The organism is Streptomyces sp. LUP30 (genome assembly GCF_001746365.1).
GTDB lineage: Bacteria > Actinomycetota > Actinomycetes > Streptomycetales > Streptomycetaceae > Streptomyces.
Window position 1 is genome coordinate 58,801 of the sequence record NZ_MJAJ01000008.1, and the last position, 23,293, is coordinate 82,093.

At 73.3% G+C, this 23,293-nt stretch carries 22 protein-coding genes; 13 read left to right on the top strand and 9 right to left on the bottom strand.

All coding sequences use genetic code 11. The annotated features are described in order from the left end of the window. The first annotated feature begins 144 nt into the window (after positions 1 to 144). From BG482_RS09810 to BG482_RS09820, 3 genes are all read left to right on the top strand, one after another. The gene (locus BG482_RS09810; RefSeq protein WP_079141719.1) at positions 145 to 1,080 is read left to right on the top strand and encodes an RNA polymerase sigma factor SigF; all 936 of its coding nucleotides are present in this window, start codon (positions 145 to 147) and stop codon (positions 1,078 to 1,080) included. 291 nt (positions 1,081 to 1,371) lie between these two features. Then, positions 1,372 to 2,898, top strand: a complete 1,527-nt coding sequence (locus BG482_RS09815; RefSeq protein ID WP_069768541.1) for an RICIN domain-containing protein — start codon at positions 1,372 to 1,374, stop codon at positions 2,896 to 2,898. A 202-nt stretch (positions 2,899 to 3,100) separates the two neighbouring features. After that, the gene (locus BG482_RS09820) at positions 3,101 to 4,069 is read left to right on the top strand and encodes a DMT family transporter (protein ID WP_069768542.1); all 969 of its coding nucleotides are present in this window, start codon (positions 3,101 to 3,103) and stop codon (positions 4,067 to 4,069) included. Here BG482_RS09820 and hutI read toward each other — a convergent pair. The 4 genes from hutI to hutU form a co-directional block, all read right to left on the bottom strand. Continuing rightward, positions 4,009 to 5,217: an imidazolonepropionase gene (hutI, locus tag BG482_RS09825; RefSeq protein ID WP_069768543.1), complete on the bottom strand. Its 1,209-nt coding sequence runs from the start codon at positions 5,215 to 5,217 to the stop codon at positions 4,009 to 4,011. The genes BG482_RS09820 and hutI overlap by 61 nt on opposite strands. Positions 5,218 to 5,252: 35 nt before the next feature. Beyond that, positions 5,253 to 6,599 carry a formimidoylglutamate deiminase gene (locus BG482_RS09830; protein ID WP_069768544.1) on the bottom strand — a complete coding sequence of 449 codons (1,347 nt, stop codon included), beginning with the start codon at positions 6,597 to 6,599 and terminating at the stop codon, positions 5,253 to 5,255. Beyond that, positions 6,596 to 7,828: an allantoate amidohydrolase gene (locus BG482_RS09835; protein WP_069768661.1), complete on the bottom strand. Its 1,233-nt coding sequence runs from the start codon at positions 7,826 to 7,828 to the stop codon at positions 6,596 to 6,598. The genes BG482_RS09830 and BG482_RS09835 overlap by 4 nt, the downstream gene beginning before the upstream one ends. Positions 7,829 to 7,950: 122 nt before the next feature. Next, positions 7,951 to 9,615 (bottom strand): urocanate hydratase, encoded by a 1,665-nt coding sequence (hutU, locus tag BG482_RS09840; RefSeq protein ID WP_069768545.1) that lies wholly within the window; start codon positions 9,613 to 9,615, stop codon positions 7,951 to 7,953. A gap of 440 nt (positions 9,616 to 10,055) precedes the next feature. On the opposite strand from hutU, the gene BG482_RS09845 reads away from it, so the two are divergent. From BG482_RS09845 to BG482_RS09860, 4 genes are read left to right on the top strand one after another with little or no spacing between them, the layout of a single operon-like run. Further along, positions 10,056 to 10,490 carry a hypothetical protein gene (locus tag BG482_RS09845; protein WP_079141721.1) on the top strand — a complete coding sequence of 145 codons (435 nt, stop codon included), beginning with the start codon at positions 10,056 to 10,058 and terminating at the stop codon, positions 10,488 to 10,490. Beyond that, positions 10,487 to 11,401 carry a hypothetical protein gene (locus BG482_RS09850; protein ID WP_079141722.1) on the top strand — a complete coding sequence of 305 codons (915 nt, stop codon included), beginning with the start codon at positions 10,487 to 10,489 and terminating at the stop codon, positions 11,399 to 11,401. Before BG482_RS09845 ends, BG482_RS09850 begins: the two co-directional genes overlap by 4 nt. Before the next feature lie 34 nt (positions 11,402 to 11,435). Next, positions 11,436 to 11,963, top strand: a complete 528-nt coding sequence (locus BG482_RS09855) for a roadblock/LC7 domain-containing protein (protein WP_069768547.1) — start codon at positions 11,436 to 11,438, stop codon at positions 11,961 to 11,963. A 22-nt stretch (positions 11,964 to 11,985) separates the two neighbouring features. Continuing rightward, a complete protein-coding gene (locus BG482_RS09860; protein ID WP_069768548.1) occupies positions 11,986 to 12,360 on the top strand; it encodes a hypothetical protein in 375 nt (124 codons plus the stop codon). 65 nt (positions 12,361 to 12,425) lie between these two features. Here BG482_RS09860 and BG482_RS09865 read toward each other — a convergent pair whose 3' ends face one another. From BG482_RS09865 to BG482_RS09875, 3 genes are all read right to left on the bottom strand, one after another. Further along, the gene (locus BG482_RS09865) at positions 12,426 to 13,010 is read right to left on the bottom strand and encodes a hypothetical protein (protein ID WP_107450473.1); all 585 of its coding nucleotides are present in this window, start codon (positions 13,008 to 13,010) and stop codon (positions 12,426 to 12,428) included. 114 nt (positions 13,011 to 13,124) lie between these two features. After that, the gene (locus BG482_RS09870) at positions 13,125 to 14,006 is read right to left on the bottom strand and encodes a MurR/RpiR family transcriptional regulator (RefSeq protein WP_069768550.1); all 882 of its coding nucleotides are present in this window, start codon (positions 14,004 to 14,006) and stop codon (positions 13,125 to 13,127) included. Next, positions 14,003 to 15,511 (bottom strand): aromatic amino acid ammonia-lyase, encoded by a 1,509-nt coding sequence (locus tag BG482_RS09875; protein ID WP_069768551.1) that lies wholly within the window; start codon positions 15,509 to 15,511, stop codon positions 14,003 to 14,005. The genes BG482_RS09870 and BG482_RS09875 overlap by 4 nt, the downstream gene beginning before the upstream one ends. A gap of 142 nt (positions 15,512 to 15,653) precedes the next feature. On the opposite strand from BG482_RS09875, the gene BG482_RS09880 reads away from it, so the two are divergent. The 5 genes from BG482_RS09880 to BG482_RS09900 all read left to right on the top strand — a co-directional run bounded on the left by BG482_RS09880 (position 15,654) and on the right by BG482_RS09900 (position 19,457). Then, the gene (locus BG482_RS09880; protein ID WP_069768552.1) at positions 15,654 to 16,694 is read left to right on the top strand and encodes an ABC transporter ATP-binding protein; all 1,041 of its coding nucleotides are present in this window, start codon (positions 15,654 to 15,656) and stop codon (positions 16,692 to 16,694) included. Continuing rightward, complete coding sequence (locus tag BG482_RS09885) at positions 16,691 to 17,332, top strand: ABC transporter permease (protein WP_069768553.1); 642 nt, start codon at positions 16,691 to 16,693, stop codon at positions 17,330 to 17,332. Before BG482_RS09880 ends, BG482_RS09885 begins: the two co-directional genes overlap by 4 nt. Beyond that, positions 17,332 to 18,003 (top strand): ABC transporter permease, encoded by a 672-nt coding sequence (locus tag BG482_RS09890; protein ID WP_069768554.1) that lies wholly within the window; start codon positions 17,332 to 17,334, stop codon positions 18,001 to 18,003. Before BG482_RS09885 ends, BG482_RS09890 begins: the two co-directional genes overlap by 1 nt. A gap of 11 nt (positions 18,004 to 18,014) precedes the next feature. Further along, positions 18,015 to 18,947, top strand: coding sequence for an ABC transporter substrate-binding protein (locus BG482_RS09895; protein ID WP_069768555.1), 933 nt, complete (start codon positions 18,015 to 18,017; stop codon positions 18,945 to 18,947). A gap of 90 nt (positions 18,948 to 19,037) precedes the next feature. Continuing rightward, a complete protein-coding gene (locus BG482_RS09900; RefSeq protein ID WP_069768556.1) occupies positions 19,038 to 19,457 on the top strand; it encodes a hypothetical protein in 420 nt (139 codons plus the stop codon). Between the two features lie 19 nt (positions 19,458 to 19,476). On the opposite strand, the gene BG482_RS09905 is transcribed toward BG482_RS09900, so the two are convergent. Beyond that, positions 19,477 to 20,250 (bottom strand): SDR family oxidoreductase, encoded by a 774-nt coding sequence (locus BG482_RS09905; protein WP_069768557.1) that lies wholly within the window; start codon positions 20,248 to 20,250, stop codon positions 19,477 to 19,479. 146 nt (positions 20,251 to 20,396) lie between these two features. On the opposite strand from BG482_RS09905, the gene BG482_RS09910 reads away from it, so the two are divergent. Beyond that, positions 20,397 to 21,254, top strand: a complete 858-nt coding sequence (locus tag BG482_RS09910) for a helix-turn-helix transcriptional regulator (protein WP_069768558.1) — start codon at positions 20,397 to 20,399, stop codon at positions 21,252 to 21,254. Between the two features lie 589 nt (positions 21,255 to 21,843). Here the strand turns inward: BG482_RS09910 and BG482_RS09915 are convergent. Next, on the bottom strand, positions 21,844 to 23,232 hold the full coding sequence (locus BG482_RS09915) for a cystathionine beta-synthase (protein WP_069768559.1): 1,389 nt from the start codon (positions 23,230 to 23,232) through the stop codon (positions 21,844 to 21,846). Between the last annotated feature and the right edge of the window lie 61 nt (positions 23,233 to 23,293).

Below are 23,293 nucleotides of genomic sequence, written 5' to 3' on the forward strand. Positions count from 1 at the left end.
AGACATAAACAGACAAAGTGCACTTGCGATCGGTCAAGTAAAGCAGGTAGGCCTAGTAGGAACACGCAGACCGACACGGCCGGCTTTGGAGGCGCCGCACACCGTAGTGCGCTCACTGGCTTCGGCAGCCATACGCCGAGAACGATGGAGGACATCATGTCACCCCGGCTCGACGCACCGCATACCCGCGGAGCGACGTCGACACCCCCTCCGGACCAAGAACATCTGGAACCCATCGCACAGAACGCGGTGCCGGACGTCGACCCCACCGACGCCCTCGCCGGACTCCCGGAGATCCCCCCGTTCGACGAGGTCGGATCCGTCGACGCGCGGGCCCTGTCCAAGACCCTGTTCGCACGGCTCGAATCCCTCGAAGAGGGCACCTACGACTACTCGTACGTGCGCAACACCCTCGTCGAACTGAACCTCGCGCTCGTCAAGTTCGCCGCCTCCCGGTTCCGCTCCCGCAGCGAGCCCATGGAGGACATCATCCAGGTCGGCACCATCGGCCTGATCAAGGCGATCGACCGCTTCGAACTCTCGCGGGGCGTCGAGTTCCCGACCTTCGCGATGCCAACCATCATCGGCGAGATCAAGCGCTTCTTCCGCGACACGTCGTGGTCGGTGCGCGTCCCGCGCCGGCTCCAGGAGCTGCGGCTCGACCTGGCCAAGGCGGGCGACGAACTGGCCCAGAAGCTCGACCGCGCGCCCACGGTCGCGGAGCTGGCCGAGCGTCTCGGCCTCTCCAACGACGAGGTCGTCGAGGGCATGGCCGCGTCCAACGCCTACACGGCGTCCTCGCTGGACGCGCAACCGCAGGACGACGACTCGGAAGGCGCCCTCGCCCATCGCATCGGCTACGAGGACAACAGCCTCGAGGGCATCGAGTACATCGAGTCGCTGAAGCCGCTGATCGCCGAACTCGCGCCCCGCGACCGGCAGATCCTCTCCCTCCGTTTCGTCGCCGGCCTGACCCAGTCGGAGATCGGCGAGGAGCTCGGCATCTCGCAGATGCACGTGTCGCGGCTGCTGTCGCGCACCCTGGTGCGGCTGCGCAAGGCGCTGACGGTCGAGGAGTAGTACCCGGGACATCCGCCCGTCCGCGCCCGTCCGATCGACCTGAGCTCGATCGGCCGGGCGCGGACGTCTGCCCGCCCCCTCCTCCCGCCCCGCCGTCCAGCCCCCTCCCTCCCCCCTTCATGCCGCCGCTCTCCGGTCCCTCTCCCGTCCCCACTCTCCCGCGCGCCTCTTCGTTACCCCCGGAAACCTCCCCACGGGGCCCCGTGCGCCACTAGGGTCGCCCTCACCCCGGACTGACCAGTACGTCAGCAACCGGACGCGCGAGGGCGTCCGGCGAGGAGGCGACCCTTCATGGCCCGTGCCGACGGAGACGACGAGGCGCACGCGCCGCACGCCGACACCGCGTCCGACGCGCACCTCACCGACCTGCTCCGCGCCGCACCCGCCGCCGCCTACCCGGCCCTGCGCGCCCTGCGCGCCCGCCACCAGCCCGCCGTGCTGGCCTACGCCCGCCTCTGCACGACCGGCGAACCGGCGGCACGGCGGCTCGCGGCCGAGGCCTTCACCCTCGCCGCCCGGGAGACGGCGCGCGGCGCCGACCCCGGCGGCCCCTGGCGGCACCGGCTCCTGCTGCTGGCCGGGCAGGCGGCCGGGAGCTGGGCCGCCGACGACCGGGCGGGCGGGCTGGACGCGGGACTGCTCCTCGTCCTCAACACGACGGGCCCCGGCGGCCCCGTACCGCCCCTGCTGGTCGCGTTCCGTTCGCTGCCCTCCCGCACGCAGGGCCTGATCTGGTACGACGTCGTCGAGCGCGAGTCCGCCGAGCGCACGGCCACGCTGCTCGGTCTGACCCCCCAGGACGTGGTCCACGGCGCCGGACCCGCCCTCCAGTCCCTCGCCCAGGCCTGTCTGCGGCACCGGCTCGCCGCCTCGGACGATCCGCGCTGCGGGGACTTCCGCCGGCTGATCGAGGAATCCGTACGCCCGGACGGCCCCCGGCACAGCCCCGACCTCGACGCCCACCGGGCGCACTGCCCGCACTGCGCGACCGCCTACGAGGAGCAGTGCGCGCTGCGCGACACCCCCCGCGACGCCCTCGCGGACGGGCTGCTGCCGTGGGGCGGCACGTCGTACGCGATGGACGAGCGCGAGCCGGTGCGCGCGGCGCGGGCGGCCGCGCGCAGACCACGCCGCCGGATCGTGCTGGCCTCGGCGGTGCTGGGGGTCGCGGTGATCCCGCTGCTGATCCTGCTCGCCGCCCTGGACGACTCCTCGGACGGCGAAGCAGCGGGCGCGGTGGGCGCCTCGCCGTCGACCGCGCCGCAGGTGACCGTCACGGCGACGGTGTCGGTGTCCGCCGCCCCGAGCGCCGCCTCGCCCAGCCCGTCACCGTCGCTGTCGCCGTCCGCGTCCCGCACCTCCGCGCCGCCGGGACCGAGGCCCGCACCCACCCCGTCCGCCTCTTCCGCGCGGCCGCCCGGGGCGGTGTTCGCCCAGGTCGTGAACGTCGCCACGGGCCGCTGTCTGGAGGTGGCCGGCGACCTGGGCAACGGCACGGACGTCGTCACCGTGCCGTGCTCGGCCTCCCCGAGTCAGCGCTGGCGGGTCGACTCCGCGCGCGGGGTGCTCCAGTCCTACGCCGACCCCGGCTTCTGCCTGGACAGCCGTGGCGCGGTCGACGACGGCGTGGGCGTCTGGAGCTGCGACTCGGTCGAGGGCCGCAACGGCCGGAACCTGATGTTCACCGTGGACGAGGACGGCAGGATCCGGCCGGCGATCGCCTTCGCGTCGGCCCTGACGGTGAACGACTCCGGCTCCCTGTCGTTCGACCTGCTGGACGAGGCCGCGCACCAGGTGTGGCGGGCCGGGGCGACCTGAGGCCGCGCCGTCGTCATCGCGAAAATCCGCCGGCCGGTCTCCGTGCGGCGACTACGCTGGCCCGGCCCTCGAACCAGCAGCGCCGCTGGCCCGCGTCGTCTGCCCATGAGGAGCCCCCGTGCCCCGCTCTCCCGCAGTTCCCGTTGCCGTCGGCCGGTCCGGCCGCCCCGGTGGCCTCGGTGGCCTCGGTCGGTCGGGCGACGTGCCCGTCCTGCTGGTCGCCGTCGTGTGGGGGTCGAGTTATCTCGCTGCCAAGGGCGTCACCACGGCGGACACCGTCGCCGCCGTGCTGGTGCTGCGGTTCGCCGTGGTGCTGCCGGTGCTGGCGGCGGTCGGACGGCGGCGGCTGCGGGCGCTGAGCGGCACGCAGTGGCGCGGCGCCGGGGTGCTGGGCCTGGTCCTCGCCGGGATCTTCCTGCTGGAGACGTACGGCGTCGTCCACACCTCCGCGACCAACGCCGGGCTGATCATCAGTCTGACCATGGTGTTCACGCCGCTCGCGGAGAGCCGGGCGCGGGGCGCGCGACTGCCGGGGGCGTTCATGGCGGCGGCGGGGCTGTCGGTGCTCGGCGTGGCACTGCTCACGCAGGGCGCCGGGTTCACCGCTCCGTCCGGCGGCGACCTGCTGATGCTGGGGGCGGCGGTGGCCCGCACCGTGCACGTGCTCGCCATGGCGCGGATGGAGTCGGTGCGCGGGGCGGACGCGCTGTCGCTGACGACCGTTCAGCTGGGCGCCGCGGTCGTCGTGTTCGCGCTCCTGGCGGCCGTGCCCGGGACGGGGGCCTCGCCGTGGGCCGCGGCGGCGGACTTCGACGCCGGGGACTGGGCCCGTCTGGGCTATCTCTCCGTGTTCTGCACGCTGTTCGCGTTCTTCGTGCAGATGTGGGCGGTCCGCCGTACGTCGCCGTCCCGGGTCAGCCTGCTGCTGGGCACCGAGCCGCTGTGGGCGGCGGCCGTGGGCGTCGCGCTCGCCGGGGACCGGCCGGGCCTGCTCGGTCTCGCGGGCGCGGTGCTCGTGCTCGTCGGCACCGGCTGGGGCAGGTCGGCGGCGGACCGGGGGCGCACCGCCACCGCCGCCGCCGAGACCTCCGACGAGACGTCCACGCCCTCTCAGACCACGCGCACGCCCCTGCGCCACACCCCGGACACCAGCGGGACGCCCGGCCGGTAGGCCAGGTGGACGTGGCTCGGGGCGTCCAGCAGGGTGAGGTCGGCGTACGCGCCGGGGGCGATCCGGCCCACGTCCGTGCGGCGCAGGGCCGCGGCCCCGCCGGCCGTGGCCGACCACACCGCCTCGTCCGGGGTCATCCCCATGTCCCGCACGGCGAGCGCGACGCAGAACGGCACGGACGACGTGAAGGACGAGCCGGGGTTGCAGTCCGTGGAGAGGGCGACGGTGACGCCCGCGTCCAGCAGCCGGCGGGCGTCCGGCCACTCGGCGCGGGTGGAGAACTCGGCGCCGGGCAGCAGCGTGGCCACCGTGTCGCCGCTCGCGAGGGCGTCGACGTCGGCGTCGGTGAGGTGGGTGCAGTGGTCGGCGCTGGCCGCGTCCAGCTCGACCGCCAACTGCACGCCGGGGCCGTACGAGAGCTGGTTGGCGTGGACACGGGGGTGCAGTCCCCTCGCCCGGCCGGCGGTGAGGATCGCGCGGGCCTGGTCGCCGTCGAACGCGCCCTTCTCGCAGAACACGTCGATCCAGCGGGCGTGCGGGGCGCAGGCGTCGAGCATCTCGCCGGTGACCAGGGCGACGTAGGCGGCCGGGTCGTCCGCGTGATCGGGGGAGACGATGTGGGCGCCGAGATAGGTGACCTCGTCGGTGTGGCGTGCCGCGAGGCGTAGGGCGCGTGCCTCGTCGGCGACCGTCAGGCCGTAGCCCGACTTGGTCTCCATCGTGGTGGTGCCCTGGCTGAGGGCCTCGCTCAGATAACGGGTGAGGTTGGCCTCCAGTTCCTCGTCGCTCGCGGCCCGGGTGGCCGCCACGGTCGTGCGGATGCCGCCCGCCGTGTAACCGCGGCCCGACATCCGGGCGTTGAACTCCTCGGTGCGGTCGCCCGCGAACACCAGGTGGGAGTGGGAGTCGACGAAGCCGGGGAGCAGCGAGCGGCCGCCGGCGTCGACCCGGTTGTCAGTGGCGGGTGCTTTGCTTGATTCACCGGTCCATACGACGCGGTCGCCGTCGACGACGACGGCCGCGTCCCGGATCAGACCGAGAGGCGAACTTCCCGCACTCTCGAACGTGCCCGACCGGGGGGACCCCTGTCCGAGGGAGGGATCGTTGGTGACCAGCGTGGCGATGTTGGTGATGACGGTGCTGCTCATGGCGTCCTCATGGGTGGCCGGGCGGGGGGCGGTGGTCAGCCGCGCAGGGCGTCGACGGCCTGCGCGAGGGCCTGCGGCACGTCCGGCACGAGCGTGTGCGCCCCGTCGCGTACGACATGCCGTCCGCCCACGACGGTGTGCCGGACGTCCGCCGCGCTCGCGGCGAATACGGCCGTCTCGGCGCCGAGCCGGGGCAGCGGTCCCGCTGTCCTGACCGAGTCCAGCGCGACGGTCGTCAGGTCGGCGAGGCCGCCCGCCTCGATCGCTCCCGCCTCCTGCCAGCCGAGGGCCGCGTGGCCGTCGGCGGACGCGGCGCGCAGCAGCGCGGCCGCGGTCCAGTGACCGCGGGTGCGGGTGCGCAGACGCTCGTCGAGTTCCATCGCACGGGCCTCTTCGAGCAGGTCGATGACGGCGTGGCTGTCGGAGCCGAGACAGAGCGGGGAACCTTCGTTCTGCAGGGCCACCGCGGGTCCGATGCCGTCGGCGAGGTCGCGTTCGGTGGTGGGGCACATGCAGGTGCCGGTGCCGCTGCCGCCGATGAGGGAGACGTCCTCGGCGGTGAGGTGGGTGTTGTGGACGCCGGTGGTGCGCGGCCCGAGCACCCCGTGCAGGGCGAGCAGCTGGGTCGGGGTGCACCCGTGGGCTTCCCGGCAGGCGTCGTTCTCCGCGGTCTGCTCGGACAGGTGCACATGGAGCGGGGCCCGCCGCTCCTCGGCCCATCGTGCGACGGTCTCCAGCTGGTCGGCGGGCACGGCCCGCACGGAGTGGATCGCCGCCCCGATCCGCGCGTGATCCCGTTCCTTGAGAACTGAACAGCGTTCGGCCCAGGCCTCGGCGGTCCCGTCGGAGAACCGGAGCTGGTGGGCGGTGGGCGGCTGTCCGAAGCCGGAGGACAGATAGGCGGTGTCGAGGAGGGTGATGCGGATGCCGGCGTCGGCGGCCGCCGCGATCAGCGCCTCGCCCATGGCGTTGGGGTCGGCGTAGCGGGCGCCGCCCGGGGCGTGGTGCACGTAGTGGAACTCGCCGACGGAGGTGACGCCCGCCAGTGCCATCTCGGCGTACACGGCGCGGGCCAGCGCGTGGTACGTCTCCGGGGTCAGCTTGTCGGCGACCGAGTACATGACCTCGCGCCAGGTCCAGAAGGTGCCGGAGCCGACCTGGACGGTTCCGCGCAGGGCGCGGTGGAAGGCGTGCGAGTGGGCGTTCGCCAGCCCCGGCAGGGTGAGGCCGCGCAGGATCTCGGCGCCGGGGGGCGGGGCCGGCACGTCCGTGCGGACGGCCGTGATCCGTCCGTCCGCGGCCTCCACGGCGACTCCCGGTTCGACGTGGGTGTCGAGCCAGGCGTGCTCCAGCCAGTACGTCCGCGTGTGGGGGTGCGTCACTTGCAGGCCAGCCCTTCCAGTGCGTCGGCGAGTGCGAGCACCCCGGCCACGCAGTCGTCCTCGGCGGCGAACTCGGCCGGGGAGTGCGAGACGCCCGTGGGGTTGCGTACGAACAGCATGGCGGTCGGGATGCTCCCGGAGAGGATTCCGGCGTCGTGTCCGGCGCCCGTGCCGAGCACCGGGACCCTGAGGCCGGCCTCGCCACCGCCCACGCCGGAGCCGCCGGAGCCGCAGCTCAGGATGCGGGCCAGTTCGTCGCGCAGGGCGTGGTCGAACTCGACGACGGGCGTGAACGACTCGCGGACGACGTCGAGGTCGACGCCGTGGGCCTCGGCGTACTCACGGGCGGCCTTCTTCACGCCGCCCACCACCTGGTCCAGGCCGGCCTGGTCGGCGGCGCGGGAGTCGAGCCAGCCGCGCACCAGGGAGGGGATGGCGTTGACGCCGTTCGGCTCGACGGAGATCTTGCCGAAGGTGGCGACGGCGCCCGCGAGTTCGGCCTCGCGGCGGGCGGCGAGGACCGTCTCGGCGTACGACAGCATGGGGTCGCGCCGGTCCACGAGACGGGTGGTGCCGGCGTGGTTGGCCTCGCCGCGGAAGTCGAACCGCCAGCGCCCGTGCGGCCAGATGGCGCTCGCGAGGCCGACCCGGTCGCCGCTGAGGTCAAGGGCGCGGCCCTGTTCGACGTGCAGCTCCACGAACGCGCCGATGCGGCCGAGCCGCTCCGGGTCGGCGCCGAGGGCGTCGGGGTCGTGCCCGGCGGCCTCCATGGCCTGCGGCAGGGTGATCCCGTCGCCGTCGGTGAGCCGGTGCGCCTGCTCGAGGGTGAGCTGCCCGGCGGTGAGCCGCGATCCGACGCAGGCGAGCCCGAACCGCGCGCCCTCCTCGTCCCCGAAGTTGACGAGGGCGAGCGGTCTGGCGAACTCGGCTCCCCGGGCGCGCAGTTCGTCCAGGGCGGCGAACGAGGACACGACCCCGAGGGGTCCGTCGAAGGCGCCGCCGTCGGGCACGGAGTCGAGATGCGACCCCGTGACGACGGCGTCCCCGGCGGCCGGGTCCCCGAGCCAGGCCCACTGGTTGCCGTTGCGGTCGACCTCGTACGTCAGTCCTCGTCCCTCGGCCTGCTGCCGGAACCAGGCCCGGCAGTCGGCGTCGGCGGCGGTCCAGGCGTAGCGGCGGTAGCCGCCGGAGTCGCGGTGGCGTCCGACGGGTGCGAGTTCGCGCCACATCTCCTGGAAGGAGGCGGCGGCCGGGGCCGTCTGTGGCTCGTGCGGCCGTGGGCGTTCGCGGTGCGGGGCGGCGGGGGTCGGCGACCGGCGCTCGGCCTCCGCCGGACGGCGGCCGTCAGCCGTCACCGGGCATCACCCTCGCTCATCGGCACCCGCACGCCCCGCTCGTCGGCGACGGACTCCGCGATGTCGTACCCCGCGTCCACGTGCCGGATGACACCCATTCCGGGGTCGTTGGTCAGCACGCGGCGGATCTTCTCGCCGGCCAGCTTGGTGCCGTCCGCGACCGAGACCTGGCCGGCGTGGATGGAGCGGCCCATGCCGACGCCGCCGCCGTGGTGGAGGGAGACCCAGGAGGCGCCCGAGGCCACGTTGACCATGGCGTTCAGCAGCGGCCAGTCGGCGATCGCGTCGGAGCCGTCGAGCATGGCCTCGGTCTCACGGTAGGGGGAGGCGACGGAGCCGCAGTCGAGGTGGTCGCGGCCGATGGCGAGCGGGGCCGCCAGCTCGCCCGACGCCACCATGTCGTTGAAGCGCTCGCCTGCCTTGTCGCGCTCGCCGTAGCCGAGCCAGCAGATACGGGCGGGCAGGCCCTGGAAGTGGACGCGCTCGCCGGCCAGCTTGATCCAGCGGGCGAGGGACTCGTTCTCCGGGAAGAGGTCGAGGATCGCCTTGTCGGTCTTGGCGATGTCGGCCGGGTCGCCGGACAGTGCCGCCCAGCGGAAGGGGCCCTTGCCCTCGCAGAACAGCGGACGGATGTAGGCGGGGACGAAGCCGGGGAAGGCGAACGCCCGGTCGTAACCGGCGAGTCGGGCCTCGCCGCGGATGGAGTTGCCGTAGTCGAAGACCTCGGCGCCGGCGTCCATGAAGCCGACCATCGCCTCGACGTGCCGTGCCATCGACTCGCGGGCCCGGGTGGTGAAGCCGGCCGGGTCCTTCTCGGCGGCGTCGGCCATGTCCTCGAAGGCGATCCCGGTCGGCAGGTAGGCCAGCGGGTCGTGGGCCGAGGTCTGGTCGGTGACGATGTCGATGGGCGCGCCCATCGCGAGGAGCTGCGGGAGGATGTCCGCGGCGTTGCCGAGGACGCCGATGGAGAGCGGCCTTCGCTGGTCCCGGGCCTCGACGGCGAGCCGGAGCGCGTGGTCCAGGTCGTCGGCCCGGACGTCCAGGTAGCGGTGCTCGATGCGGCGGTCGATGGCGCGCGGGTCGCAGTCGACGCAGATCGCGACGCCGTCGTTCATCGTCACGGCGAGCGGCTGGGCGCCGCCCATGCCGCCGAGGCCGGCCGTGAGGGTGATGGTCCCGGCGAGGGTGCCGCCGAACTTCTTCGCGGCGACGGCGGCGAAGGTCTCGTAGGTGCCCTGGAGGATGCCCTGGGTGCCGATGTAGATCCAGGACCCGGCGGTCATCTGGCCGTACATGGTCAGGCCCAGCTGTTCCAGCCTGCGGAACTCCTCCCAGTTGGCCCAGTCGCCGACGAGGTTGGAGTTGGCGATGAGGACGCGCGGGGCCCACTCGTGGGTCTGCATGACGCCGACCGGGCGGCCGGACTGGACGAGCATGGTCTCGTCCTGCTTGAGGGTCCTCAGGGTGCGGACCATCGCGTCGAAGGAGCGCCAGTCGCGGGCGGCCTTGCCGGTGCCGCCGTAGACGACGAGCTTGTCGGGGTGCTCGGCGACCTCGGGGTCGAGGTTGTTCTGCAGCATCCGCAGCGCGGCCTCCTGCTGCCATCCCAGGGCGCTCAGTTCCGTACCGCGCGGTGCTCGTACGGGGCGGGGTCCTGACATGGTCGGCCTCCTTGCGGATGGGTGATCCGGCGGATTTTGCTGTCGTTATTCACATCCTGGCGCTCTGAATAGAGCTAGTCAATACATGAACGCGCCGAGCTGCGGCCCGGCGAGGCGCCAAACGGCCGGGGCGGGGGCGGGAAGGAGCCGGGGCGGGGACAGGGAGGGGCCGGGGCGCGGGCGGGGAGGAAGCAGACAGGGGGCGCGCACCGCGGTACTCACCACCCCGCCGGGACACGTGCGCCGTTGACGTGCGCCGGTCGGCAGGTGTTGAAGGGACACAGGTGGCGACAAGCGGGCCCAAAACGAGGCCAGTCGACCCACGTTAGCCACCCCGCCGCATGTTCCGCTGGAAAATGCCAGAAGACTCACTCCCGCGCGCCTACGTTGCGTAGCTTCTTCATCACTCAGCCGAACCGCAGGCGGGAGGGGAGCCAACGGTGCCCGGAATCGACGAGTGTCTACTGGAGGCCATGCGGCTGCCCGGCGCACGGGGCGCCGCGTTGGTCGACTGGACGAGCGGGCTCGCCCTGGGCTCGGTCGGGGAGTTCCCCGGCGGCGACCACGAGGCGGCCGCGGCCGAGGCCGCCGAGGTAGCCCGGCTCACGGCCGAGCAGCGGGCGTTCACGCCCGACGGCTACGACCGTCACGAGAGCGCGGACGGAACGGCCGGAGCGGGGGCGGCGGGCCTCGTCGATCCCCCGGTCGAGGACCTGATCATCAGCAACCGGGACAGCTACCACGTGCTGCGCTTCGTGCCGACGTCCTTCGACAGCAGCGTGTTCCTGCACGTCTGGCTGGCCCGGCCGGACGGCAACCTGGCGCTGGCCCGGATCCGGCTGGGCGAGATGGCCGGACGGCTGGTGCTGGGATGACCGCGGTGAGAACGCACCCCCAGGGGACGACCCCGCCGCCCCGGTTGCCCGTGCGGGAGAAGTCCGGGGGCCGGGACCGCGGCAGCGCGCTGTCGCCGATGCTGACCCGGCTCGCGGCCGAGCGGGCGACGGGCGTCCTGGAGCGCGAGCGCGGCTCGCTCTACCTCGCCGAGGGCCGCGTGGTGCACGCCGAGAGCCCGCTCGCCCCGGGCCTCGACGTGCTCCTCATGGCCCACGGCACCCTCGCCCCCGCCGTCTGGCAGGACGCGGTGGACCGGGCGGACGAGGAGTACGGCGCCGCCCGCCTGCTGCTCGACGCAGGCCGTGTCCCGCGCGGCGCGCTGGAGCTGTGCCATCTGGAGGCCGTGTACGACGCGGCCTACTTCGCGCTCGCCCCCAGCAGCACCCCAGGACACTTCCGCTACGGCGCCGGACACTGGCTGGGCGCCCTGCGGCCGGTCCCGGTGGACGCCGTCGAGCGCGAGACGCTGCGCCGGCGCGAACTGCTGAACCGCCTCTGGCCGGACCCGCTGACCGACGGCGCGCCGCTGCGCCGGTCCGACGCCGTCGCCGCGCCGATGCCGACCGCCCGGCAGAGCGCGGTGCTGGCCCTGGCGGACGGCGTGCGCACCGCGCCGGACATCGCCCGTGAACTGGGCCGGCAGGCCTTCCACACCCTGGTGGACGTCCGGCGGCTGGCCGCGGCGGGGCTGCTGACGGCCCTCTTCCCGCCGCCGCGCGCCCACCACGCCCCGACCGCGGACGTGCCCGGGCTCCCGCCCCGCCACGCGCTCGCCAGAAGCACCGGGACGGCCCCGGCCGAACCCCCGCCGGGCATCACCCTGCCCCGCGTCAACGACCCCGACATCACCCTGCTGAAGAGGCTCAGGGATGCGCTGGAGGCCCTTTGAACGGCAGCGACCGCGTGCCGAGAGGAGCGAGCTGATGGCCTCGGCGCCCGAGATACTCGACGAACTGCGGCGGCTGCGGGCCCGGGTGCCCCAGCTGACCGGCGCGCTCGCGGCCGGCGTGGACGGCCTCGTCCTCGCCCACGACACGCCCGGCGTGGAGCCGGAGGTGGTGGCCGCGCTGACCGCCGCCGCCCTCGGCGTCGCGGTGCGCATGGCGGACACCACCGGACAGGGCGACTTCCGCGAGCTGCTCGTGCGCGGCCGCTACGGCTACGTCGCGACGTACGCGGCCGGGGAGTCCGCCGTGCTGACCCTGCTCGCGCAGGACCGCGTCAACGTCGGCCGGCTGCACCTGGAGGGCCGCCGTGCCGGAGCCCGCGTCGGGGAGCTCGTGGACGCCCGGGAGGCGGCGGCGCGGCAGACGCGGGCCGCTCCCGCCGAACCGCCGCCGCAGCCCCCCGCCAAGCCGCCGGTGCGCACACCGGCCAAGCCCCCCACCGTACGGACCAGAACGGCGCGCGGCCCGGCCACCGCCAACGCGCGCACCACCACGGAAAGCTGACAGGAACCGAGGAGCACACGTCATGGCCAACACCGAAACCACGCTGAAAGAGTGCCTCGCCTCCATCGAGGGGGCGACCGGCGTCGCACTCGTCGACTACACCAGCGGCATGGCGCTCGGCACGATGGGCGGCAGCAAGACGTTCGACCTGAACGTCGCCGCCGCCGGCAACACCGACGTGGTGCGCGCCAAGATGCGCACCATGGAACACCTCGGGCTCAAGGGCCAGATCGAGGACATCCTGATCACGCTGAACGACCAGTACCACCTGATCCGGCTGATCAGCGGCCGCGGCGGCAACGGACTGTTCATGTACCTCGTCCTGGACGCCAAGCGGGCCAACCTGGCGATGGCCCGCCACCAGTTGCGGAGGATCGAGGAGGACCTGGAGGTCTGAGGCCCCAGGCCCCCTCCCCAACCCTGCCGGGGGCGCGGACCCCGGTCCGCGCCCGGTCCGTGCGCTCAGACCAGTGCCGCGGTGCGGCGGCGGGCTCCGCCCGGGGCCGCGTCGCCCGCCGCGACGCCGGTGCTGCGGTACGCCTTGACGGCCTTGCCGGCGGGGCGTCCGCCGCGCCGGTCCAGCCAGTCGACGCGCACCCACAGCAGGGCGTCGTCCTCCCGCTCGCGGCGCCCGAGCCAGGCGGCCTTCCAGCGCAACCCGGCCCCGCAGCCCGCGAGCAGCAGGCCACCGGCGGCGGGCACCGCGAGGGAACCGCCCAGAGCGGCCAGGAAGGCGAGCAGCAGCCACCAGCGGTGACCGCGCCGCCAGATGCGGACGGTGACCGCCCGGTCCTGCAGCACGTCGTGCTTGCCGGCCCGGACGGCGCCGCGGCCCAGCCCGGTGTACCGGCGCCGTCCGCGCAGCCCCGTGACCGCCGCGGCCACGATGAACAGCGCGGCCCCGGCCGACAGTCCTGTCTGCCGTCCCGTGAGGCCCGGCGTCAGGACGCCGACCCCCGCCGCGACCACCCCGCACCACCACAACGGCGCGGCTCCGGCCCGTACGACGACGGCCACCCGAGCCAACCCCTGTCCTCCGCGTGCCACGTCCGCCTCCTCGTCACTCAGGCACAGTCTCGTGACCGCGCAGACTAGTGAGCGAACGTGAGACGAGTCTGAGAGCGCGCCCCGAGCACGGAGAGCGCGCCCCCACGGGCGGGGTCACTCCACGAACAGCCCGCGCGACGCCGCCCGCGCGTCGAACTCCTCCAGCCGGGCCTGCGCGTCGGGCAGGTCGTCGCACATCGCCTCCAGCAGCACCCGCCCGAGCAGCATCGGCGCACAGGCCGTGTCGAAGGCGAGGCCGGTGCCGACGGCGGCCGGCAGGAGCAGGTCGGAGACCTTGGCGACCGGCGCGAACGCGGAGTCGGCGACGGTCACCACACTCAGCCCGGCCTCCCGGGCGTAGCCGAGCGTGTCGACGACCTCGCGCGGGTGCCGGGGCAGCGCGAAGCAGAGCAGGGCGGAGGCGCCGGCCCGGACGGCCGCGTCGATGCGGTCGTGGATCATCGTGCCGCCCTCGTGCAGCAGCCGTACGTCCGGATGGACCTTGGCGGCGAAGTACGCGAATCCGTACGCCTGGGAGGCGGCGGCCCGCAGGCCGAGGACGGGCAGCGGGCGGGAGGCCGCCAGCAGCCGGCCCGCCCGCCGCACCGGACGGGGATCGGCGAGCACTTCGGCGAGGTGCCGCAGGTTCTCGATCTCGGCCTCGACGGCCTGCTGGTACTCGTTGTACGAGGCGGAGTCGGCGGGCTGTTCGGCGGGGGCGACCTCGCGCAGATGTCTGCGCAGGGCGGGGTAGCCGTCGAAGCCGAGGGCGACCGCGAAGCGGGTCACGGACGGCTGGCTGACCCCGGCGAGCTCGGCCAGTTCCACACTGGACAGGAACGGCACGTCGGCGGCGCGCCGCACCATGCTGTGCGCGATGCGCCGCTGGGTCGGCGTCAGCCGGTGCCCCTCGAACAGCGCCTGCAGCCGGCCGGCGGGACTGTCCGCCGCCCCCGGCCCCGGCCCGCCCCCACCGAACTCCGTCTCCGCGCTCATGCCCCGCTCCCCCTCCAGATGTCCGTGAACCGGTCCAGCAGTCCGGCCGCCGCGCGCACGTCCTCCGTGAGCGGCCGGTCGGCCTGGTCGGCGTCGAGCAGCGTCTCGGCCAGCTCCAGCGCCTGCCCGGCCGGCAGCCCCGGCTCGGGCCGCAGCTCGCGCTGGCGCAGCGCCCGTACGGCGGCGACGAGTTCGCAGCCGACGACGAGACGGTACGCGGCGCAGACGCGCAGTGTCTGCCGGGCGGCGAGCGAGGCGAAACTGGCCTGCTCCTCGACGCCCCGGGAGAGTACAGCGTGGCCGAGCGACGCGGGCGCCGAGAAGGCCCGCAGGTCGCCCAGGGCGGCGCCCGCGGCGTACTCCAGGATCATCACGCCGGAGGAGGCCGGCTCGGGGTCGGCGAGGAAGGGCCGCAGGCGGGTGTAGGCGGGCTCGTTGAGCGTGGAGAGCCGGGAGGTGGACAGCCGCGCCACCTGGGTCAGGGCCAGCCTGAAGTGGTCCAGGACTAGGGCGAGCTGGGCCTGGTAGAAGCCGCCGTGGTGGTAGGCGGTCATGTCCTCGGGGCAGATGAGGGGGTTCTCGGCGGCCGCGTTGATCTCGACGGCGATCACCTCCTCCAGGGCGTCGGCGGCGTCGTGCGCGGGGCCGTGGATCTGGGGCAGGCAGCGGAAGCCGTAGGGGTCCTGGATCCTGCCGAGGGGCGGGGTGGGCCGGTCCTCGGCGCCGATCAGCTCGCGCATGCGGCGGGCGACCTCGGCGGAGCCGCGGTGCGGGCGGGCGGCGTGCACGGGGGCGGCGTAGGCCTCGTGCGAGCCGTCCACGGCGAGCAGCGAGAGGGCGGCGACGACCTGGGTGGCCTGCAGGAGACCGCGCAGTTCGTGCAGGGCGAGGGCGGACTGACCGAGCGTGAGGGCGTTGCTGCTGATGAGCGCGAGGGCGTCGTTGTTGTCGAGCGGCTGCGGTGCGGGGCCTTCGGCTCCGCGCCACGGGTGCTCCCCCACGAGTGCGAGGCCGACCTGCGCGAGGGCGGCCAGATCCCCGGTGCCCACCGAGCCGAACTCGTTGACGACCGGATACGCCCCGCTCTCCAGCGCCTCGCACAGCGCGGTGACGACGCTGGGCCTGAGTCCGGCGCCCCCGGCGAGCAGTTGGTTGGCGCGGACGGCGAGCATCGCCCGAACCTGTCGGGCGGGCAGCTCCTCGCCGATGGCGCCGGCGTGACTGCGCAGCAGGCGCAGACCGTGTCCGGCGGCCGCCTCGGTGGGCACGCCCTCGTTCCGGTTGGCGCCGACGCCGGTGGAGCGGCCGTAGACGCGGCCGGTGGCGGCGATCAGCCGGGCGGCGTCCCAGGCCTCGGTCATCCGCTTCGTCGCGTCGGTGCCGGGGACCGGCCGGGCGACGCCGTCGGCGAGGCGCACGACGTCCTCGACGCCGAGGGCGATCCCGTCGAGGACGACGAGACCGGAGGTCACTCCGGGAGCGGCGTCCACGATTCGAGACGACATAAGGCTCCGAACTCCCCTCAATCGGGACAGTCGATCTTGCCTGCCGGTCATCCGTTACACCGGATTAACACCGGGCCGTTGACAAGTTATTCATCCACGGAGAACTCTGCATGACGTTATACAGCCGGGCAAGGGACAACTCATGATCCAGTTCGACGCGGTCCACAAGCGCTTCCCCAACGGCACGACGGCAGTCCACGATCTCTCCCTCCACATGCCGGAGGGCGGCGTGACCGTACTGGTCGGTTCCTCCGGTTGCGGCAAGACGACCACCCTGCGGATGATCAACCGAATGGTCGACCCGACCTCCGGAACGATCGAGGTCGGCGGCAAGGACGTCACCCGCCAGGACGCGGCCGAGCTGCGCCGCTCCATCGGCTACGTCATCCAGCAGTCGGGCCTCTTCCCGCACCGCACGGTGCTCGACAACATCGCCACCGTGCCACTGCTGCTCGGCCACGGCCGGCGCAGGGCCCGCGCCCGCGCGGCCGAACTGCTGGAGACCGTCGGCCTGTCCGCCGACTCCGGCCGCCGCTACCCGCACCAGCTCTCCGGCGGCCAGCAGCAGCGCGTCGGGGTGGCCCGCGCCCTCGCCGCCGACCCGCCCGTGCTCCTCATGGACGAGCCCTTCGGCGCGGTCGACCCGGTCGTCCGCACCCAGCTCCAGGACGAACTGCTCAGACTCCAGAAGGAGTTGAGCAAGACCATCGTCTTCGTCACCCACGACATCGACGAGGCCGTCCGCCTCGGCGACCAGATCGCCGTGTTCCGCACCGGCGGCCACCTGGTCCAGTGCGCCTCGCCCACCGAGCTGCTCGCCCGCCCCGCCGACGACTTCGTGGCCGACTTCCTCGGCGCCGAGCGCGGTCTGAAGCTGCTCTCGCTGAAGACCCTCGCGGACGTCCCGCAGGGCCCCGCTCCCGAGGGCGGCGCCTGGACCCTCGTCCTCGACGAGGCCCGCAGGCCCCTGCACTGGACCTCCGCGGCGCAGGGCCCCGACGTCCCCGTGCGCCCCCTCAGGGACACCGACTCCCTCCTCTCGGCGCTCAACGAGTCGGTCGCCGCCCCCACCGGCCTGGTCGCGCGGGTGGACACCGACGGCGTCCTCACCGGCGTGACCTCACGCGACGACGTCCACACCCACGCGGGCCGGGCCCACACCGAGGCACGGGTGGCCGCATGACCGTCGACTGGTCCTGGATATCCGGGCACACCGACGAACTGACCACCCTCGCGATCTCCCACCTCCAGGCCGCGCTGACCGCCGTCCTCCTCGGACTGCTGATCAGCCTCCCCCTCGCGGTGGTCGCCCACCGCGTCCGCCCCCTGCGCGGCTTCCTGCTCGGCCTCTCGAACGTGCTGTTCACGATCCCCTCGATCGCGATCTTCGTCCTGCTGCTGCCGATCAGCGGTCTCACCCGCACCACCACCGTCACCGGCCTGACCGTCTACACCCTGGTCGTCCTGCTGCGGAACACGGTCGAGGGCCTCGACTCGGTGCCCGCGAAGACCAAGGAGGCGGCCAGGGCGATGGGCACCCGCCCGCTGCGCACGCTCCTCACCGTCGAGTTCCCGCTCGCGCTCCCCGTGATCATGGCGGGCGTGCGCATCGCGACGGTCATGTCGATCTCCCTGGTCTCCGTCGCCACCTACATCGGCGACGGCGGCCTCGGCCAGCTGTTCACCGACGGCTTCCAGCGCGACTTCCCGACGCCGGTGATCGCGGGAGTGGTCCTCACCCTCCTCCTCGCCGTCGTCGCCGACGCGGCTCTGGTGGGCGTCCAGTACCTCCTCACCCCGTGGAAGAGGCGGCGAGCCTGATGTACGAACTGTTCAAGAACCTCGGCGGCTGGCTGACCAGCGGCGCCCAGTGGTCCGGCTCGGACGGCATCGCGCACCGCCTCGCCGAACACCTCCAGTACTCCCTGCTGGCCACCCTCGTCGCGGCCGCGATCGGCCTGCCGGTCGGCCTGCTGATCGGCCACACCGGCCGGGGCGCCTTCCTCGCGATCAACCTGGCCTCCTTCGGCCGCGCCCTGCCGACCGTCGGCCTGGTCGTCCTCGTCTTCCTCGCCAGCGGCCTGTCCATGTGGCCCGTCTACGTCGCGCTGGTCGCCCTCGCGGTCCCCTCGATCGTCACCAACACCTACGCAGGCATGACGGCCGTCGACCCGGACGTCAAGGACGCCGCACGCGGTCAGGGCATGCGCGGCCACCAGGTTCTCCTCCAGGTGGAACTGCCGCTGGCCCTCCCCCTGATCATGACGGGCCTGCGCCTCGCGCTCATCCAGGTCGTCGCCACGGCCACGATCGCCGCGTACGTCTCCTTCGGCGGTCTCGGCCGCTACGTCTTCGACGGCCTCGCCCAGCGCGACCTCGTCCAGGTGCTCGGCGGCGCGGTCCTGGTCGCCGCCGTCGCCGTCGTCCTGGACCTGGCGCTCTCCGGCGTCCAGCGGCTCCTCTTCCGACACCGCCCCGCACAGCACGCCTAGGGAATCCCGACATGAACCGACGCACGATCCTCGGCGGCCTGTTCGCGGCCGCGACCGTCCCCGCCCTGACCGCCTGCGCGAGCGGCATCACCTCCCTCGACAACGAGGGCGGCACCACCTCCGGCGGCGGCTCCAGCAAGGACGGGGTCACCATCGGCACCGCCAACTTCACCGAGAACCAGGTGCTGGGCTACCTCTACGCGGCCGTCCTGGCGGCGGCCGGCGTGAAGGTGAAGGTCCGCCCCAACCTGGGCACCCGCGAGATCGTCTTCCCCGCCCTGAAGAGCGGCGACATCGACCTCCTGCCCGAGTACCAGGGCGCCCTGCTCACCTACCTCGACCCGAAGGCCGCGGCTACGGAGGAGGGAGAGATGCAGAACGACCTCACCATCGCCCTTCCCGCCGGCCTCCAGGTGCTGCCGTACGGCCTCGCCGAGGACGCGGACGCCTTCGCCGTCACCCGGGAGACGGCCCGGAAGTACGGCCTGTCCTCCCTCGCCGACCTGACGAAGCTGAACGGCAAGCTCGTCATCGGCGCCGCCCCCGAGGTCAAGACCCGCCGCGTCGGCGTGGTCGGCCTCAAGGACGTGTACGGCGTGGAGTTCAAGGAGTTCAAGTCGCTGGACTCCTCCGGTCCGCTGGTCAAGGGCGCCCTGAAGAAGGGCGACGTCGACGTCGCGAACCTCTTCACCACCGACACCGACATCCTGGACAACGGCTGGGTGGTGCTCACCGACCCGAAGAACCTCATCCCCGGCCAGCACATCGTCCCGCTCATCGCCGACCGCAGGGCCGACTCCACCGTCCGCAAGGCCCTCGCCAGGCTCGGCAACGTCCTCACCACCACCCAGCTCACCGAGCTCAACCGCCAGGTCGACAAGGACAAGAAGGATCCCGAGGACGTGGCGAACGCCTACGCCGAGCAGCACGGGCTGGCCGAGTAGCGGGCCCCCGCCGGACAGGGGGGCTATCCCCAGTGCGCCGGACGTCCCGGCTCCCTAGCCTTGGTGTTCATGACGGGACGGGAGACGGCCATGGACACGCGGGACACGGACCTGAAGAAGGAGCTCGACGCCACCCTGCAGACGCGCAGGGAGCTGGGCGAGGAGTACGAGTCCGCGCTCGTGGACTCGTTCCTGGAGAAGGTCGACCAGCGCATCGACAGCGCGGTGGAGCGCCGGGTGCGGCGGCAGCTCGCGGAGCAGCAGATGGCGGCGGCCCGCGGAGCCCGCTCGCCCAGGGCGACGGACTCCTGGGGCGAGCGCTTCGGCTTCGGCGTCGTCTCGCTGATCCTGGCGGTCCCGCTGTCGGCGATCGGCGGCGCCTTCGCCGGTTTCTCCGGCGTGCTCGCCGCCTGGCTCGGCGTCGTCGGCGTGAACTTCGTGCAGGCCGCCCGCAGCAACCCCGAACTGCTGTCGGGCCCGCGCCGGCGGTCCTCGCGGGACACCGACTGACGGAACCGGCCCCCGGGCCTCACGCCTGCCGTGTCGGCAGGACCATGATCTGCCGCAGGTTGACGTGCCGGGAGCGGCTGGTCGCGTAGGCGACGACGTCGGCGACCTCCGCCGAGGACAGCGCGCCGATGGCGCCGAACATGCCGTCCAGTTGCCCGGCCAGCTCGTCGTTGTCCAGGTGCGTCGCCAGCTCGGTCTCCGTCAGACCCGGCTCCACATTGGTGACCCGCACGTCCCGGGGGCCGAACTCGGTGCGCAGGGACTGGGACAGATAGGTCACGGCGGCCTTGGTCGCGCCGTACACCGCGTAGTTCGGGAACGTGACGTGCGCGCCGATGGACGAGATGTTCACCAGGTCGGCGGCGCGCCCCCCGGCGGCCGCGCCCACCAGGTCGCCGGTGAAAGCGCGGATCGTCCGCAGCACTCCGGTGACGTTGGTGTCGAGCATCCGCTGCCACTCGTCGACGCGGCCGTCGTCGACGGGGTTGGGCAGCATGACGCCGGCGTTGTTGACGACCAGGTCGACGGCCCCGAAAGCCTCCCTGACCCGGTCGGCGGCCCCGGCCACGGACGCGTCGTCGGTGACGTCGGCGACGACCGCGAGAGCCTCGCCGCCGTCGGCGCGGATCTTCTCGACGACCGCCTCCAGCCGGTCCGCGCGCCGGGCCAGCAGCGCGACCCGGGCGCCCGACGCGGCGAGCAGCACGGCCACCGCCTCCCCGATCCCGCTGGCGGCGCCGGTGACGACGGCGGTACGGCCGGCAAGGCCCGCATACGGGTTCTCGTACGACATCTGTTGCTCCTGCGAGGGTGGGCCGGGGCGTCTCCCCGGCGGCACGCACCACTCTCGCCGCCCGTCGCGGCGCTACCCAGGGATGCGCTTTTCCTGGGTCTGCCAGTACCAGGTTCGCGAGGCGCCCCTCGCCTACCATCGAGCGCATGGACGGGGATCTGGGAGATTTTCTGCGCTCGCGCCGCGCTCGCATCCGGCCGGAGGAGGTCGGACTGCCCTCACACGGGCGCCGACGCGTCCCCGGTCTGCGCCGCGAGGAGGTGGCGCAGCTCGCCGGAGTGAGCGTCGACTACTACATACGCCTGGAGCAGGGCCGGGGCCCGGCCGTCAGCGACGCGGTGCTGGACGCCGTGGCGCGCGTCCTGCGCCTCGACGACACCGAGCACGCCTACCTGCACGCCGTCGCCCGCCCGCGCAGGCCGGCCGAGCGCCGGGGCGCGCCCCGCGTCCGCACGGGCGTGCAACTGCTGCTCGACAGCATGGAGCGCACCCCGGCCTTCGTCCTGGACGTCCGGATGGACGTACTGGCGTGGAACGCGGCGGCCGACGCCGTGTTCGGCTACAGCCGGGCCGACTCGGACGGCCGCAACATCCCGCGGCACGTCTTCCTCGACCCCGGCTCCCGTGACTTCTACCCGGAGTGGTCCGCGGTGGCCGTCCAGTGCGTCGCGCACCTGCGGAACCTGGCGGGTCATCACCAGGACGACCGCCGGCTGACCGCGCTCGTCGGGGAACTCTCCCTGAAGAGCGACGACTTCCGCCGCCTGTGGGCGGACCACCCGGTCCGGGAGTGCGCCTACGGAGTGAAACGCGTCCGGCACCCCGTCGCGGGCCTGCTGACGCTCCCCTACGAGACCCTGACGATCTCCGAGGACACGAACCAGACCCTCCTCGTCTACACCCCGGAACCAGGCTCCGAGACGGCGGAACGCCTTGCCCTGCTGGGCAGTTGGGCGTCCGCCCCCGGTGTCCCGGAACGCACGGAACGCACGGAACGCGCCTGAGGCGTCGGCGTGACCGGTGTGCCGCTCACTCCGCGCAGGCCGGTGGAAGGGGACGACGTCCACCAGGGCGCCGTCGACGAGGCGCACGCCCCGCGTCCGGCCGCCCCGGAAGGTCGCGGGACCGGGCGGCCGCCGGGCGGGCCGACGGCCCCGTCGCCGAAGGGCAGGGGCCGCGGCCGAGGACACGGGCGCGGCACGTCTTCGGGAGAGGCGCCGGACGTGATCGCCGGGAAGGAAGCTTGCGCGGGGACCGCCGCACCCCCGTCACCGGGGGGCGGGACGACGGCGGTCCCCGCGAGGGACGCGGGCCGGGTCAGGCCGGGCTTGCGCGTCCGTGGCGTCGGTGGAGGTCCGGGAGCCGCTCCGGAGGTCCGTGACGCCGTTTGGGTGCCGGTCGGACGGGGAGCCGCTCCCGCCCTGCCGACACCCACAAATATGCCGGACGCGTGTTAACCGGGTGCTGCGCGCACGTGACGCGCTCGTACCACTTCCACGAAGTCCACCGATTCGGTGGGCAAATGGAAGTTCGGCACCCATCAGGGCCGTTCACCGCAGGTTTCCCCGCGGTTGCGACCCCGGCCCCCGGAAGTTACTTCCCGCCCTTGGCCAGGAAAGCCAGCAGGTCCTGACGGCTGACGACCCCGGTGGGCTTGCCCTCGACGAGGACGATCGCCGCGTCCGCCGTGCCGAGCACGGACATCAGGTCGCCGACCGGCTCGCCGGAGCCGACCTGCGGCAGCGGCGCGGACATGTGCTTCTCCAGCGGGTCGTCGAGGGAGGCGCGCTGGGTGAACAGGGCGTCCAGCAGCTCCCGCTCCACGACCGACCCGACGACCTCGGCGGCCATGACGTCCGGGTGTCCGGCGCCCGGCTTCACGATCGGCATCTGCGAGACGCCGTACTCGCGCAGCACCTCGATGGCCTGGCCCACGGTCTCGTCCGGGTGCATGTGGACGAGGGAGGGGATGGCGCCGTGCACCTTGTCGTTGAGAACGTCGGCGACGCGGGCGCTGGGCCCCTCGTCCTCGAGGAAGCCGTAGTCGGCCATCCACTCGTCGTTGAAAATCTTCGACAGGTATCCGCGGCCGCTGTCCGGCAGGAGGACGACGACCACGTCGTCCGGGCCGAGTCGCTCGGCGACCCGCAGCGCCGCCACGACGGCCATCCCGCAGGAGCCGCCCACCAGCAGGCCCTCCTCCTTGGCCAGCCGCCGGGTCATCTGGAAGGAGTCCTTGTCCGACACCGCGACGATCTCGTCGGCCACGGTGCGGTCGTAGGCGGTCGGCCAGAAGTCCTCACCGACGCCCTCCACCAGGTACGGCCGCCCGGACCCACCGGAGTACACGGACCCCTCGGGGTCGGCGCCGACGACCTGCACCCGGCCCTCGCTGGCGTCCTTCAGATACCGGCCGGTCCCGGAGATGGTGCCGCCGGTGCCCACGCCGGCGACGAAGTGGGTGATCCGCCCCTCCGTCTGCTCCCACAGCTCGGGGCCGGTGGAGTGGTAGTGGGAGAGCGGGTTGTTCGCGTTGGAGTACTGGTCGGGCTTCCACGCGCCCGGCGTCTCGCGCACCAGCCGGTCGGAGACGTTGTAGTAGGAGTCCGGGTGCTCGGGGTCCACGGCGGTCGGGCAGACGACGACCTCGGCGCCGTACGCCCGCAGCACGTTGATCTTGTCGGTGCTCACCTTGTCGGGGCACACGAAGATGCACTTGTACCCCTTCTGCTGCGCCACGATGGCCAGCCCGACGCCCGTGTTGCCGCTGGTCGGCTCGACGATCGTGCCCCCAGGCTTCAGCTCTCCGCTCTGCTCGGCGGCCTCGATCATGCGCAGGGCGATGCGGTCCTTCACGGAGCCGCCCGGGTTGAAGTACTCCACCTTGGCCAGGACGGTCGCCTGGATGCCCTTGGTCACGCTGTTGAGCTTCACCAGCGGGGTGTTGCCGACGAGGCTGATCATCGAGTCGTGGAATTGCACCGTTGTCTCCGGTTGCTTGCAAAAACTGTGGTCGTAGTGGTCCCGCCAGGGTACGGGGCGG